The sequence below is a fragment of the Blautia pseudococcoides genome (assembly GCF_001689125.2).
Classification (GTDB): domain Bacteria; phylum Bacillota; class Clostridia; order Lachnospirales; family Lachnospiraceae; genus Blautia; species Blautia pseudococcoides.
Window position 1 is genome coordinate 3,220,465 of sequence record NZ_CP015405.2, and the last position, 14,544, is coordinate 3,235,008.

General features: G+C 43.4%; 22 protein-coding genes. 13 read left to right on the forward strand and 9 right to left on the reverse strand.

Features of this window, described 5'->3' with window-relative positions; translation table 11 throughout:
• Nucleotides 1-11: 11 nt before the first annotated feature.
• The 4 genes from A4V09_RS15375 to A4V09_RS15385 form a co-directional block, all read right to left on the reverse strand.
• Entirely contained in the window at nt 12-1,523 is a 1,512-nt protein-coding gene (locus A4V09_RS15375) for an SLC13 family permease (RefSeq protein WP_065543127.1), read from the reverse strand.
• 243 nt (nt 1,524-1,766) lie between these two features.
• Nucleotides 1,767-3,755, reverse strand: coding sequence for an excinuclease ABC subunit UvrB (uvrB, locus tag A4V09_RS15380; protein ID WP_065543128.1), 1,989 nt, complete (start codon nt 3,753-3,755; stop codon nt 1,767-1,769).
• A gap of 288 nt (nt 3,756-4,043) precedes the next feature.
• Nucleotides 4,044-4,199, reverse strand: coding sequence for a hypothetical protein (locus tag A4V09_RS24550; RefSeq protein ID WP_162291114.1), 156 nt, complete (start codon nt 4,197-4,199; stop codon nt 4,044-4,046).
• Nucleotides 4,183-4,500: a hypothetical protein gene (locus tag A4V09_RS15385; protein WP_065543129.1), complete on the reverse strand. Its 318-nt coding sequence runs from the start codon at nt 4,498-4,500 to the stop codon at nt 4,183-4,185. The genes A4V09_RS24550 and A4V09_RS15385 overlap by 17 nt, the downstream gene beginning before the upstream one ends.
• A gap of 272 nt (nt 4,501-4,772) precedes the next feature.
• Between A4V09_RS15385 and A4V09_RS25495 the strand changes: the two genes are divergently transcribed.
• From A4V09_RS25495 to A4V09_RS26135, 9 genes are all read left to right on the forward strand, one after another.
• Entirely contained in the window at nt 4,773-5,222 is a 450-nt protein-coding gene (locus A4V09_RS25495; protein ID WP_065543131.1) for a hypothetical protein, read from the forward strand.
• A gap of 20 nt (nt 5,223-5,242) precedes the next feature.
• Nucleotides 5,243-5,500 carry a helix-turn-helix transcriptional regulator gene (locus A4V09_RS26515; protein WP_242963852.1) on the forward strand — a complete coding sequence of 86 codons (258 nt, stop codon included), beginning with the start codon at nt 5,243-5,245 and terminating at the stop codon, nt 5,498-5,500.
• A 310-nt stretch (nt 5,501-5,810) separates the two neighbouring features.
• Nucleotides 5,811-6,149, forward strand: coding sequence for an MFS transporter (locus A4V09_RS26105; protein ID WP_330396441.1), 339 nt, complete (start codon nt 5,811-5,813; stop codon nt 6,147-6,149).
• A 35-nt stretch (nt 6,150-6,184) separates the two neighbouring features.
• Complete coding sequence (locus A4V09_RS26110; RefSeq protein ID WP_330396442.1) at nt 6,185-6,697, forward strand: hypothetical protein; 513 nt, start codon at nt 6,185-6,187, stop codon at nt 6,695-6,697.
• A gap of 2 nt (nt 6,698-6,699) precedes the next feature.
• Complete coding sequence (locus A4V09_RS26115) at nt 6,700-6,915, forward strand: hypothetical protein (RefSeq protein ID WP_330396443.1); 216 nt, start codon at nt 6,700-6,702, stop codon at nt 6,913-6,915.
• Nucleotides 6,851-7,183 (forward strand): hypothetical protein, encoded by a 333-nt coding sequence (locus A4V09_RS26120; RefSeq protein WP_330396444.1) that lies wholly within the window; start codon nt 6,851-6,853, stop codon nt 7,181-7,183. The genes A4V09_RS26115 and A4V09_RS26120 overlap by 65 nt, the downstream gene beginning before the upstream one ends.
• Nucleotides 7,184-7,185: 2 nt before the next feature.
• Nucleotides 7,186-7,446, forward strand: coding sequence for a hypothetical protein (locus tag A4V09_RS26125; protein ID WP_330396445.1), 261 nt, complete (start codon nt 7,186-7,188; stop codon nt 7,444-7,446).
• Nucleotides 7,447-7,514: 68 nt separating this feature from the next.
• A complete protein-coding gene (locus A4V09_RS26130; protein WP_330396446.1) occupies nt 7,515-8,789 on the forward strand; it encodes a glycoside hydrolase family 2 protein in 1,275 nt (424 codons plus the stop codon).
• On the forward strand, nt 8,695-9,336 hold the full coding sequence (locus A4V09_RS26135; RefSeq protein ID WP_330396447.1) for a hypothetical protein: 642 nt from the start codon (nt 8,695-8,697) through the stop codon (nt 9,334-9,336). Before A4V09_RS26130 ends, A4V09_RS26135 begins: the two co-directional genes overlap by 95 nt.
• A gap of 289 nt (nt 9,337-9,625) precedes the next feature.
• On the opposite strand, the gene A4V09_RS15410 is transcribed toward A4V09_RS26135, so the two are convergent.
• From A4V09_RS15410 to A4V09_RS15425, 4 genes are all read right to left on the reverse strand, one after another.
• Complete coding sequence (locus A4V09_RS15410; protein ID WP_157123509.1) at nt 9,626-9,793, reverse strand: hypothetical protein; 168 nt, start codon at nt 9,791-9,793, stop codon at nt 9,626-9,628.
• A 372-nt stretch (nt 9,794-10,165) separates the two neighbouring features.
• Nucleotides 10,166-10,807: a hypothetical protein gene (locus A4V09_RS15415; protein WP_065543134.1), complete on the reverse strand. Its 642-nt coding sequence runs from the start codon at nt 10,805-10,807 to the stop codon at nt 10,166-10,168.
• Between the two features lie 13 nt (nt 10,808-10,820).
• Complete coding sequence (locus tag A4V09_RS15420) at nt 10,821-11,240, reverse strand: hypothetical protein (protein WP_065543135.1); 420 nt, start codon at nt 11,238-11,240, stop codon at nt 10,821-10,823.
• Nucleotides 11,241-11,349: 109 nt separating this feature from the next.
• Nucleotides 11,350-11,562: an RNA polymerase sigma factor gene (locus A4V09_RS15425; protein WP_065543136.1), complete on the reverse strand. Its 213-nt coding sequence runs from the start codon at nt 11,560-11,562 to the stop codon at nt 11,350-11,352.
• A 219-nt stretch (nt 11,563-11,781) separates the two neighbouring features.
• Between A4V09_RS15425 and A4V09_RS15430 the strand changes: the two genes are divergently transcribed.
• The 4 genes from A4V09_RS15430 to A4V09_RS15445 all read left to right on the forward strand — a co-directional run bounded on the left by A4V09_RS15430 (nt 11,782) and on the right by A4V09_RS15445 (nt 14,079).
• Nucleotides 11,782-12,102 (forward strand): helix-turn-helix domain-containing protein, encoded by a 321-nt coding sequence (locus A4V09_RS15430; RefSeq protein WP_065543137.1) that lies wholly within the window; start codon nt 11,782-11,784, stop codon nt 12,100-12,102.
• A gap of 100 nt (nt 12,103-12,202) precedes the next feature.
• The gene (locus A4V09_RS15435) at nt 12,203-12,514 is read left to right on the forward strand and encodes a helix-turn-helix domain-containing protein (RefSeq protein ID WP_065543138.1); all 312 of its coding nucleotides are present in this window, start codon (nt 12,203-12,205) and stop codon (nt 12,512-12,514) included.
• A gap of 458 nt (nt 12,515-12,972) precedes the next feature.
• On the forward strand, nt 12,973-13,317 hold the full coding sequence (locus A4V09_RS15440; RefSeq protein ID WP_157123510.1) for an MFS transporter: 345 nt from the start codon (nt 12,973-12,975) through the stop codon (nt 13,315-13,317).
• Between the two features lie 294 nt (nt 13,318-13,611).
• Nucleotides 13,612-14,079 carry a helix-turn-helix domain-containing protein gene (locus A4V09_RS15445; protein ID WP_065543140.1) on the forward strand — a complete coding sequence of 156 codons (468 nt, stop codon included), beginning with the start codon at nt 13,612-13,614 and terminating at the stop codon, nt 14,077-14,079.
• On the opposite strand, the gene A4V09_RS15450 is transcribed toward A4V09_RS15445, so the two are convergent.
• Complete coding sequence (locus A4V09_RS15450; RefSeq protein ID WP_084043622.1) at nt 14,002-14,526, reverse strand: MFS transporter; 525 nt, start codon at nt 14,524-14,526, stop codon at nt 14,002-14,004. The two genes, A4V09_RS15445 and A4V09_RS15450, sit on opposite strands and share 78 nt — an antisense overlap.
• Nucleotides 14,527-14,544: the final 18 nt, after the last annotated feature.

Consider the following 14,544-nt stretch of genomic DNA (forward strand, 5'->3'; position numbering starts at 1 on the left):
CCGGCCGTATATTATACTGCTGCCTTTTTATTAAATACTTTATTGATAACAAATACCACGATGACCAGCGCCGCAACGGCAAATCCAAGGGAAGCGGCGCTTTTCGTTGCCCCTGCGATAATAAAGGCAATGAGAGCGATCACACCGTTCACCAGCGCGTAGGGAAGCTGGGTCCTTACATGTTCAACCAGATCACATTCTGCACCTGTGGAGGACAGAATGGTGGTATCAGAGATCGGGGAGCAATGGTCTCCAAACAGGCCGCCGGAGAGAACCGCCCCTACCGCTATGGCAAACGGTATGGAGAATGCCTGGGCCATTGGTATGGCAAGAGGCATCATAATTGCGAAGGTTCCCCATGAGCTGCCTGTGGAAAAAGACACAAATGCCCCAAACAGGAAGATGGCTGCAGGAACCAGCGCTGCGGAAAAGCTCATGGATTTCAGCACATCCACAATGAACTGTGCTGTACCCAGCTCACTGATCATGCTTCCCAGAGACCAGGCAAGGATCAGGGTGATGGCCACGTCCGTCATGCCTTTCATACCGCCCACATATACTTTGAACGTTTCACTGAAGTTCATAACTTTAAAAAGGCATATCATAAGGATCAGTACCAATGCCCCGAAAAAGTATCCCATGGTAAGCGCAACCCTGAATTCATTGCCATCCACTTTTTTAAAGGGAAATCCCAATGGCGCCAGAGTAGCAAACAATGTGACGAATACAACTACAATAGGAAGAATCACCATAATGGGTTTTGCGTTCTTTTTGGAATATGCTCCGGTATTCTCCTCTTTCTCCACATGTTCGTCAAAGCTGTAATCCGCCTTTTCTTTTTCAGCCTTTTGTTCTGCTTTTTTCATCTGGAAAAAGTCTATTTTTGTAAAGGCTATGAGCGGAATCATGATGATCGCCAGGATCGCATAGATCTGGAAGGGAATCGCCCGGACAAATGTAGTATAATCCGATGCTTTTACCCCCAGGTTGTCAAACTCTGACTGGATGAGCCCCATAATGTATACGCCCCAGCCGATAAAGGGAATCAAAATAGCCACCGGTGAGGACGTGGAGTCCAGGATCCAGGCCAATTTTTCCCTGGAAATCTTCAGTTTGTCAAACAGAGGCCTAAACACAGGCCCTACCAGAAGCGGGGTACCCAAATCCGAAAAGAAGATAATGATGCCCCCGGCCCAGGCGCAGAGCTGTGCTTTCAGCTTTGTGTTCACATAGCGGTATGCACTCTGCCCAAAAGCCTGTGCCCCTCCTGACTTTTCCATGAGCTTGATAAATCCTCCGATGAACACTACCAAAACGATCACACCTGCATTATAACTGTCCGTAAGCTGCACGAATAAATAATCACCAATCATGGATTTCACAGCCAAAAACGGATTACCATGGCTGAAGATCAATACACCGGTAAGCCCTCCGCAGAAAAGGGAAAGGATCACATTTCGGCTCTTGATCGCCAGGATAACGGCTATGACAGGCGGCAGTAAACTTAAAATACCGTAATTCATAGGTTTCCTCCCAATATTAATATTTTCACATAAGAAAAGGCCTTGGCTGGATATTTTAAAACAGCCGCGGTCCTGTATTCCTGTCCCGCCCAGGGACAGTCCATGAGTAATATTACATTATTCTGAATAAATTTACAAGAAATTTATTTTATCTCTGCTCCGCAATGTCTGAAAATTGCTTCCGGCAAACGGTGCGTCACCATTTGCCGGAATATTTTTCAGACACATGCTGGCTTAGACCGATCAATTCTCTGAAATCTCCTCCAGATTTTTTCTAAGCTCTATCATCTTATCACGCAGCTCTGCTGCCATCTCGAAATTCAAATCTGCTGCTGCTGCCCGCATCTGTTTTTCTACATCCTGAATCAGCTTCTTCAGTTCTTTTTTGTTCATGGACTCCGGATCTTTCATCAGCTTATGCTCCGTCTCTGCCACACTCTTGGAGATGTTGATCAGATCGCGGACCGCCTTCCTGATCGTCTGGGGTGTGATGCCGTGGGCTTCGTTGTACTCCTGCTGCAGCTTACGGCGGCGCATGGTTTCGTCAATGGCAAGACGCATGGAGTCCGTTATTTTATCGCCATACATGATAACACGCCCATCGGAGTTACGGGCCGCACGTCCAATGGTCTGGATCAGGGATGTCTCAGAACGCAGGAAACCTTCTTTATCCGCATCAAGGATCGCCACAAGGGTGATTTCCGGGATATCCAGACCTTCACGGAGGAGGTTAATGCCTACCAGAACATCAAACACATTTAACCGCATATCACGGATTATTTCTGTACGTTCCAGGGTGTCGATATCTGAATGCAGGTATTTAATACGGATGCCCAGTTCTTTCATATAATCTGTCAGGTCCTCTGCCATCCGCTTGGTCAGGGTGGTTATGAGAACCTTATTGCCTTTTTCCACCTCTTTGTTGACTTCCCCCACAAGGTCGTCAATCTGTCCCGCAACAGGGCGCACCTCCACCATGGGGTCCAGAAGTCCTGTGGGCCGGATGATCTGCTCTGCGCGCAGCAGTTCATGATTTGCCTCATAGTCCCCTGGCGTGGCAGACACAAACATGATCTGGTCTATTTTGTTCTCAAACTCCTCAAAATTCAGAGGTCGGTTATCAAGAGCTGACGGCAGGCGGAAACCATAGTCAACCAGTGTACTCTTCCTGGAGCGGTCACCTGCGTACATACCCCGTATCTGGGGAATAGTCTTGTGGGATTCATCCACAATGATCAGATAGTCATCCCCAAAATAGTCCATGAGGGTATAGGGCGCCTCCCCCGGTTCCAGACCGGATAAATGGCGGGAATAGTTCTCAATCCCCGAGCAGAATCCCGTCTCTTTCAGCATTTCTATATCAAAGTTGGTCCTCTCGGAAATTCTCTGTGCTTCCAGCAGTTTGTCCTCACTGCGGAAATAGTCCACCCGCTCTTTTAACTCCTCCTCAATATTCACAGCCGCCTTCCGTATCTGCTCAATGGGAACTACATAATGGGAGGCAGGGAAAATGGCAATGTGATTGAGCTGGGACTTGATCTCACCGGTCAGCGTGTCAATCTGTGTGATCCTGTCGATCTCATCCCCGAAAAATTCCACCCGCACTGCCATGTCTGTATAATCCGCCGGAAAGATTTCCAGCACATCCCCGCGCACACGGAAAGTACCTCGGTGAAAATCCATGTCATTTCTGTCATACTGAATGTCGATCAGCTCCCGCACCACCACATCCCTGTCCTTTTCCATCCCCGGACGAAGGGAGATGATCATGTTCTGGTAATCCTTTGGGCTTCCAATGCCGTAGATACAGGAAACACTGGAAATAATGATAACATCCTTCCGCTCACTCAGGGAGGAAGTGGCGGAGAGACGGAGCTTGTCGATCTCATCGTTGACTGAGGAGTCTTTTGCTATATAGGTATCGGATGAGGGGACGTAGGCTTCGGGTTGGTAATAGTCGTAGTAGCTGACAAAGTATTCCACTGCGTTCTCGGGGAAGAACTCCTTAAACTCGCCGTAGAGCTGGGCGGCCAGGGTTTTGTTGTGGGCGATGATGAGGGTCGGCTTCTGGATCTGCTGGATGACATTGGCCATGGTAAAAGTCTTTCCAGACCCCGTAACCCCTAGTAAAGTCTGGCATTGGTTGCCTTCTTTGAAGCCTTTGACGAGGGCTTCGACCGCCTGCGGCTGGTCGCCGGTGGGCTGGTATTCTGAGTGTAATTTGAACTCCATAATATATGTTTACCTCCGTGGTGACCCAACAAAAAGTTCGCCTATAGACCAAAAGTTCGTAAAACAGAGTATTCAGTACTGTGGTCTATAGGCGAACTTTTTCCATGTACGAATGAAGGTCACCAAAACCTGTTTTTGGATACGTCGTAACACCAGATAAAACCTGGTGGAAATGGTATTCTTTAAAGTCACTAAAAATTATAACATAGACATATAAAAATGTATAGGCAAAAGCGGAACATTTGTTCTTTTTCGTTTTTTCTCAATTGTCATTTCCTCTGTCTCTACTTATAAAAAGTAATTTTCTACAGGGATAACCGTATCCAACACTTCGGAATTCAATATAATCTCGTCTTCTTCCTTTGGCATTACATCATCCATAAAAGGCTGCTGTTCGTCTAAACGGTCAGCAATGATACCTTTTTTATCACCATACACATCCATTGTGATAAATTCTTTTGCATGGCCCGTCAGCTTTGATACCGCTTTGGGCATCCACCTGCATTCCATCCGCACCTGCTCCCTTATTTGATTTCACTCTCTTGTAAGCCCTGTTTAGATTGTCTTTTCGCAAGATCAAATCCAAAAGATTGTTCGTCCAATCGTCTGTGATGATACCGCTCTTTTCAGTAATCTTCCCGTAGTCGAACACTTCTGCATACTCTTTCTGTTCCGCAGATACCATTTGCAGATAGTCCTCAATATGAAGTTGTCTGTCCTTAAATCTACTTTCAGTTACTTTCATTGCTTGTATCTCCTAAAGTTCAGCCCTTCGCCGATGTTTGCAGCCATCGGTTTACTATGGCCTCTGCTGACTTCCCGCCATTCGTTGTTACTCACCAGTTTCTTACTCTGTTTCCACTCGCTGACGAGACCTCCCTGGGTACCACACGTCACTTTCTCTCCATATATCTGCCACATTTATTACAGTTAATTCCGAGTAGTTATTATTAAATTTACATTTTAACGAATTTTAACATGCGCCACCTGACACTTTGCGGATAAACGGAGGATTTTATGAACACACCCGATAAAATATCTTTTTTTATGGACCTGATCAACTGTAACTATGACCTGTATATATGGGCCTATGATAAGAATCTGAATATGACACATACAAACTGGACCGAAAGTATTTTTTCCGGCAATTTTCTCTCCTACACCGGACTTTCCAAACTGGTGGAAGAATATATCGCTTCCGGCCGGAAGACTCCTCTCATTGCGGAAGCCGCCGGAAACCTCTTATGGATTGTGGGATTTGTTTACCATGGTTCACTTCTGGAACAATGTTCTTTAATAGGCCCCATTTACAGCGGCCGCGATTCCCAGATGCTTATGAGAAAACATCTGGATGACTATGATTTGACTGTGAAGCTTCGTTCTATGGTTTTTAAATTGTTTGAGCGTATTCCCACAATCCCCACCAATATTATCAATCAGTATGCTGTTATGCTCAATCCCATATAACAGAGCCTCTGTCAATTCATATGCTCGCCAAACGCAGCGGGTATTCAGAGTATTACTTTTCCCACAAATTCAAGGAGGAGATGGGCACAAGCATCCATGATTACATCTTGAAGGAGAAAATCGATCAGGCCAAGTTGCTTCTGTCCGGAACCACGGAAAATATTCAGACGATCAGCGATAACCTTTCCTTCAGCAACCGGAGTTATTTTTATACCTGTTTCCAAAAACTTGTCGGTATGTCGCCAAGCGAATACCGCGCACAGAATCACAGAATATAATAGTTCAGATTTTATGTATTATGTTTAGTTTTTCCATATTCAATTTTCTTTCCACCATTTTTTGTACATATGAGCGAATTTCTATACTGCATGAAAATAAAACTTCCCTTATAGTTGTCTTATTGTTACTGAGCACGGAGTGAACCGTAACGTCTTATCATCTGCATATTGCAAATATACACAAAGAAAACGGAGGATTTATTTATCATGGCAAAAATCAAAAGCTCTCGCTAGCGAAATTGACGGTATACAATACCGCCGCGCAAAACTCTGGCAAATTATCCTGATTGCATGTAACGCCTTTGTCGGCATGAGCGTCTACTCCCTCATCGGACTGGCAAGTTACACAGCCAGTCTTGGATTTGGTATTGCCACAGCAGTCGTTGGTGTTATCCTCACTTGGACACGGATTATAGATGGTATCACTGACCCGCTTCTCGCATTTGTCTATGACAGAGTAAACACACGGTTTGGTAAAATCCGTATCCTGCTCATCACAGGTTATATCATCGAAGCCCTGGCTCTCATGGCAATGTTTGTCTGGGGACCGGGAAAAGGTCTTGGTATTATCGGATTCACTTTATTTTACATAATCTATGTCATTGGTTATACCATCACTAATATGACACCCTTACCATCAATCCGCTGATCAGTAATGACCCCAAACAACGCCCGACGATCAGCGTGTGGTCAACCGCACTAAATTATGTCATCCCCATGGCCCTCAGTATTGTATTAAATACTATTCTTCTCCCCAAATTCGGCGGAGATTACAATCTTGAATTCCTGGGTGCTGCCTGCAGGGTATGCCTTGGTCTTGCCGCAGTTGGTACTCTTCTTGTATGCATTGGTGTATCAGAATATGATAAACCGGAAAACTTCCGCGGATTAGCAGATAAGAAGGAACACTTAAAACTCAAAGATATGGCTGAGATTTTAAAGCATAACCGTCCTCTTCAGTGCTACATCATCTCTTCTGTCTCTGACAAGATTGCACAGCAGACAACCTCTCAGGCTGTCATCGTAACAATGATGAATGGTATTCTGATCGGCAATATGGGACTTGCAACCATCCTCAGCGTTATCGGTATGCTGCCTTCTATTCTCTTTGCAGTCGCGGTGCGAAATATGCCGGAAAGTTCGGAAGCCAGAAAACAATCATCAGTTGGACTCGCATCTGTATCGCAGTCAGCGTGATCATGTGGGGATTTTTAATTGTGATCGACCCAAAAAAGATTGCAAGCGCAGGTATCTGCATGATTCTCTATGTAATTCTTACTTTGGCGAAAAACGGTGCCAATATGTGTGTAACTACTGCAGGTACTGCTTTTATGGCAGATATCATTGACTATGAACAGGACCGCAGCGGCCGTTATGTTCCGGCAGTCGTTACGGGCATTTACAGTTATCGATAAAATTGTATCTTCTTTCTCCGCTTTGATCGCCACAGGTACTGTTGAATTGATCGGTTATACTTCTACTATGCCCCAGCCAACAGATGCTGCCACCCCGGCTATTTTCTGGACCACAACGATCATCATGTTCGGACTTCCGATTCTTGGCTGGATCTGTACTCTGGTAGCCATGCACTACTGTCATTTAAGTAAAGATGATATGGTAGAAGTTCAAAAACGCATCGAAAAGAAGAAAAATGCAGTACCCACAGAAAGTGAGGAAAAATAAGCATGACCAGATATATAACACAGCTAAAAGACAACTGGAATTTTGTAAAATCAGCAGAGGATGCACTTACCGCTGCAGCGCTTCCCGGAGAGACAGTGACACTTCCCCACACCTGGAACACCATTGATGGCCAGGACGGTGGAAATGACTACCACAGGGGTACCTGCTATTACATAAAAATCTTACCCAGACCGGAATTAACCCCGGGCGAACAGGCTTATCTGGAATTCCAGGGCGCTGCTATTCTGCCCACATCTATGTAAATGACCGGCTGCTTGCCCACCACCAGGGCGGATATTCCACCTTCCGTGTAAACATCACGGATGTTTTATTGGAAAAAAATACCATTGATTTTACATTTTACGGCGGACTTTACCGGATGGTGAACCTGATTGTCGTTCCGGAAACACATTTTGAACTGGACTACTGCGGTACACCTGGAATTAAGGTAACACCTCAGGTGGATTTGGAAAATCACAGAGCTTCTGTTACCGTAGAAGCATGGGTTTCGGCAGATCACCAGGTAACATTCACTGTAGATGGCCAGTCTCAGACGGTACTCTCCGTTGAAAAACATGCACAGGCCACATTTGTAATTGAAAATGTACACTTATGGGATGGATTAAACGATCCATATCTCTATACAGCCCGTGCCTCTTTAACAAACGGTGATGAAGTAAGTACACGTTTTGAATGCCGGGAGTTCCATATAGACCCCCGGAATGGTTTCTTTTTAAATGGAAAATCCTATCCCCTGCGCGGAGTTTCCCGTCATCAGGATTTTAAAGACGTAGGAAATGCCCTGACCATGGAGCACCACAAAAAAGACATGGAAATCATCCTGGAATTAGGCGCAACCACTCTCCGGCTGGCGCATTACCAGCACGCACAGGAATTTTATGACCTCTGCGATGAATACGGGCTGATTCTCTGTGCGGAAATTCCATACGTTACCATGCATATGAAAAATGCCCGTGCCAATACAATGTCACAGATGGAAGAATTAGTGGTACAAAACTACAACCACCCTTCCATTATAACCTGGGGATTATCCAACGAAATCACAGCCGCCAGCGCTGTAGATGAGGATTTACTGGAAAACCATACACAACTCAATGACCTGTGCCACAAACTTGATTCCACGAGACCTACGACCATGGCCAATGTATTTATGCTGGAGACAGACAGTCCTATTCTGGAAATCCAGGACATTAACAGTTATAACCTGTATTTCGGCTGGTATCTGGGTGAACTGGAACAAACGGATGAATTCTTTGATGAATACCATGAGAAATATCCTGACAGGGTGATCGGTTTTTCAGAATATGGTGCAGACGCCAATCCACAGTACCAGTCCGCTGCACCGGAGAAAGGCGATTACACAGAAAGCTATCAGGCCCTTTACCACGTACATATGCTGCAAATGATAGAAGCCAGACCCTATCTGTGGGCCACACATGTATGGAATCTGTTTGATTTTGCTGCTGACGGCCGTGACGAAGGCGGTAAACATGGGGAAAAACAAAAAAGGCCTTGTTACCATGGACAGAAAACTGAAAAAAGACGCCTTCTATCTTTACAAAGCTGCATGGAACCAGACAGATAGGTTTGTACACCTGTGCGGCCGCCGCTATGCTGACCGTGTGGAAGAAACTACCGAAATTAAAGTATACTCAAATCAACCGGAGGTCACACTCTTTGTAGATGAAAACGAATTTGCCACTGTCTCCGGCAAAACCATTTTTAAATTCCAGTTGCCGATCACAGGTACTCATACCATTACTGCCAAAGCAGACTCCTGCGAAGACAGCATAACGATAAGGCGTGTTGCAGAAGAAAATCCGGATTATATATTTGTCAAACGGGCTCCTGTCACGAACTGGTTTGACACAGATGACCTGAATCCCGACTGTTTTTTCATAAACGACCGCCTGGCAGATATCCGTGAAAATCCCAGGGCCGGTGCAATCATTGACCAGATGATGTCACAGGGTGCTTCTGCACGGGGTGACGTTGCCGATGCTGTTAAGGATAATCCGGCGCTTCAGCGCATGATGGGCCGTATGACTCTGGTCAGCCTTCTGATACAAAGCGGTGCCGATGATGAAAGCATCAAACAACTCAACCGCGTTTTACAAGGTATAAAAAAATAACCGATATTTAAAAACCTCCCGTCCCGGCAGATAAATACAGGAGCAGATGCTTGATGCCCGGCCGGATGGGAATTTTTGAAGGAGGAAATAAATGAATACCGATGCTCGTGTCCGATATACAAGGCAAATCATTCAGCATGTATTTATCGATTTATTAAAACAAAAACTCTTGGAAGAATCACGGTAAAAGAAATCTGTGATAAAGCAGAAATCAACCGCAGTACCTTTTATAAGCACTATGTGGACGTCTATCATCTCATGCATAACTCATGAATACAAATAACTCCTTTTATTTGATCACATTGATCACCGTACTGTTATGGGACATCTTATCAAAGTGTGTCTTGTGATTCTCAAAGGTCCCATTTCCGTCTGCAGGCCTTAGATCTGCCGATACATCCGCCTGGATTTTCATGAACCCATTGATTTTTTCCACATCAGTCTTAATGAAAGACACATTCCCGCTCCCCGCAACAGCATCTGTAAGGATATAACGCATGACCGGAGTTTTGTTTCATATTAATAATTTACTGCATCGGGGAATATTATACACATTCAGTTTTAGCCGAGGAGAAATATACATTCTCTTAAAGCAAACGAAGAGCTGCGCAGCAATCTTTACGCAGCTCTTCCATACTTTTATGAAGAAATGTTTATTTTCTTAATCAGTCATCACCCTCAACAGAAGCAGCCAGTTTTCTGGCATCCTCATCAGAAGGTTTCTTTCCGGTACAGATTTCCATGGCCCGGATTCCCTGGCAGGAACTCATCGCTTTGCCGACATAGGATATTCAAACTTTATTCAGAGATATCAGATCGGCAAGCCGCGTCAAATATCAATTAACATTTTCCTTTTGTCATAATTCCGAAAATAGATTCCGTACTCTATTGCCCGGACATAAAACATCTTGATCTGCTCATTAAAAATAAATATCAATCTGTCTATATTCCGCCTATCTGCATCAGAATTCACCTTATCCTTATAGCAAAGCAATTTCCCGATCATACATTCATAATTTTTTCGGCACTGTATTTCATCCAGGCAATATGCTTCCTTCGATTGGCTATAAAAAGACACTTTATAAAAAGTACAGGCAATATTATGAACCAGATCATAGAAGTTTTCAAATAATGTGCCCATACCTGATACATCATCGGCATGGCCGTCCCTTGAAGCGCTAAGAAGGTTATTATATATCTCATATGCTTCGTTCGTCAGCTTAGATGATTCAGAAGCCGGATGGGTTTCTTCAACGATAATATTCGTAATATATTCAGGGATCATTGCTTTAAACTCATCCACATAATCACCTATCATCAGGCTATATACCATTTCTGCCTCATCATAAGATGGTATACTCTCCCAATCCTTCCATTCCGGTGAGCCCTTCTCATATATGTATGCCTTATTACCCATCCTTACCACAATGTTCTTATCAGGATTCAGCTTGTTTATATTATCTTTATCCATATCGCATTTCACCTTAATATACTTTCTCACTGCTGTATTTTATAATGTTCTCATTTTCCGCGTAATCACTTGCTTTTAGCCTATACCTCCCACTTGATGTCAATGTTGTCTCATACATACTGAGCGTATAGTCATTTGCTGGATCAGACCAGCTTTCCGCATTAGACCAGCCACTGCCGGTATACTTTTGCAGATACAGATAAATGGAAACATGGCTTGTATTTGAAGAATACCCGGTAACTGAAGCACTGCATTTCGCAGTACCTGACAATGAAATAGTGCTGTATTTCATGTTTGTGTTTCTTGGCACGATTACTGTTTTAACATTCTCAGCATCTATATCTGCAGATGCCTGTACCTCGCGATTTGTGCCAGTCAATAGGGAAAACAGCAGACAAACTACTATTAGATTGCCATTCATTTTTTTATTCATATCCTGACTCCTTCTCAATAGATTCTGCCATATGTATTAATTGTTCTTTTGTTATGTCTTCTGAATTTGTATCTATGTAGAATACATACCCATATTCAGAAAAAGACTCTCATCTGGTCCTGGGCGAAAGGATATCCGTGTCTATGGTATGGATATTGATAGCCAGATAAAGAAAAGACTCCTGCACTGCATCTTCCGCAATTCCCTGGTCATTAAGGATCTGCTTGGAAATGTATAACATCCTATATCTATAATTTTCATATATTTTTAAGAATTTAAGCCGTTTTCCCTCCTCTTCAATAATTTGTATAAAAAGCAGCATCCTTTTGTCCCTTTTCGATCCCTTCATACGCATACGATGTAATGATATAACTAACAATATAATATATATAGTAGCATCCATTTTAAACCATGTCCACATCATTTGTTCGTCTATTTATGACATTGTTCGAGTTTATGGTGCTGTTCACACGTGAAGAAAAGCATATATAATCAGCAATATGAGCTTATTACTCACATATTATTGTAGGGAGAAATATCCATGAAAGATAAAAGATGTGGTGAAAAGATAAACCAGCGGCGTAAGGAAAAGGGGTTAAAAGTGGAAGAGCTTGCTGATCTGTGCCATATAAGACCAGGATATATGCGTCAGATCTTATCAGGAAATGTCCCCAGTTTATCAGTATTAGTCAATATATGCAGAGTCTTAAATATTACAACGGATTACATATTTGAAATAACCGATGAAGGCGGAAAAGATGAACAGATCATATCAAGGATCAATAAATTGACGCCCAAACAAAAAGATCTGCTGCTCCACCTGCTGGACTCTTTCAACGAGTTTGATCAAGGGGATATATGAGTTTATATCAAACAATGCAGATTTTGTTATATATATTGCTTTTCGCTTGTGTTTTATACTATAACTAACAAGTTATATATAGCATAAAAGAGGTCATAAAATGATAGATAAACGTTTTGGTAAAAAAGTAAATGAAAAGAGAAAATCACTAAATCTGAAAACTGATGAATTGGCAGTGAAATGCGGCATAGAACCTGGCTATATGAGACAGATCTTAGCAGGGCAGGTGCCAAGCGGACAGGTGATCATCAAGTTATGCGAAGTTCTCAGCCTCTCACCCAACTATCTCTTTGATTTCGTAGAGGACGGTGAGGATAAGGAAATACTGCAGGCACTAAACCAATTGAGCCCAAAAGAAAAACAAGTGGTTCTGAATCTTCTCCATTCATATATTAAAATGGATGATAAATAAATCACTTTTACTGAACTACAATGTATATAAACGAAAAAATTGCTCAAATATACATCAAAACATTATATTTATTATAGAGAGTATATTTATAGACATAAAACACACTAAGAAATCAGATCATCAAAAGGTCCGGGAATTACCCTTTTGTTGGTATATTTTTTCAAAAATTTACTCATTGCATTACAGGTCCAATACTTCTCTCTTCTGAAGTATTGGACCTATTTTTACCCATTTTATTTGATCACATGAAATCAGGCATTCGAGCAGCTTCCTCTAATTGCCTCTTTTGCTGCGGTACTGCCGCCGGAATTCAGATGGCCCTTTTTGTAATCCCTGCAGGCATTGGTACCAATGCTCAGTATGTTTTATCTTATGATGGGCGTATCCATGGGAACGGCGCATTATAAACCTTGGATTTTTCCTTGTAAATCTCGATATGCGTATCATATACATGGTATTTGCCATTTCAAATAATGCGCCTTCTTGTGGGGATGTATGGTCTGGTCTCTCTGACATGCTGTACACTTGGCGGGACTTTCAACGGTTCTATGTACTCCTGTACCTCCTTTGGCATGAAGGTGGGTGGCGGTATTGGCTCCGCACTCAGCGGCTGGTTACTGGCTGCTGCCAAATTCCATGCTTCTGCGCTGACACAAAGCGCCGGATGCTCGAATATGCTGACCTTTCTGTTCGCAGGGATACCGGTGCTCTTTACAGCACTCATCGTTTTTATTTACTTCAAACTCGATGTAGAAAAGGCAAATACGAGACTTCGCGCTGAAAAGGATCATCCTTTGAACTAAAATACACCATGTTCACATTGGCACGAAACGGGTCATTTGACATTTCCACATGCTGATATTACAATGGAGAAAATAAAGTTGTGTTTATTTACCTTTGGCGGTCCGGATACACGCCGGCAGATCTACAATTATTGAGGATTATAGGCCGAAGAGAATATGACTCCCCTTTTTCTTTTGCAGGCCCCAAAAACTGTGCAGGAACAGGGATTCCCCTCAAATTCTACCAACGGGGGATGTATAATTTACTTTAGAAACGGTATTCTGTGTTTATAAAGTACAGAGGAGGCTCACATAATGGATCAGTTAGAGATTGGGATATTTATTGCAAAGAAAAGAAAGGAAAAGAATTTCACCCAGGCACAGCTTGCAGAAAAACTGAGTGTTTCCAACAAGACCATTTCCAAATGGGAAACAGGGAAATGTATGCCTGACTATGGTATTATTCAGTCTTTGTGTAAGGAACTGGAAATCACATTGCCGGAATTAATTGACGGTGAGGAAACAGAACCTGACAGTATACGCATTTATGACGATAACCAGGTTTTAGATTTGATTAAAAGAATCCAGAATCTGGAAAATCAGAAAGTATCACTGTACGGTATTATTTTAATGACCATGGGGATTGCTCTTTTTGCGGTCCATTTCTCTATCGGAGGAAGTGATGTGAGGGATTTCTTTTCCGGATTATTGTTTGGACTGTCTATCGGCGAAATGCTGGTTGGGGCTTTTGTGACAGCCATTGGATTTTCCAGACAAAAATAGACTTTTACAATACCGCAGGGGCCTTGCTGCCCCTGCAAATACCATCACATACTTTCTGCCTCCGTCAGTCCCATGAAGCCCCGGTGCTGTGAGACTGCCTGCAATAAAAGCCGCGCAGATCGCTGACAGCCCTCTGCTAAATCCTTTCACAGACGCCAGATATGACCGCTCTCTTGCGTTTCCGGTCATTCCCGCAAGCAGTGCATCCACAGGGCAGAGCAGCAGTTTCATACCAAAACACCATACAAAAAATACAATTCCCACATATACCGTTACGACCCCCGCAGGCGTTTTGGGCACATGCAGACTCATCAGTGTGCTTACAGCCACCAAGACAATCCCACCGTATATCCATGGTTTGCTGCGCCCTGTTTTTTTACGGGTTCTGTCTATAAGCAGACTTACCATAAATACCGCCAAGAACGCTGCCGCCAAACCACTTATCATGACCACCCTCGCTGCCGA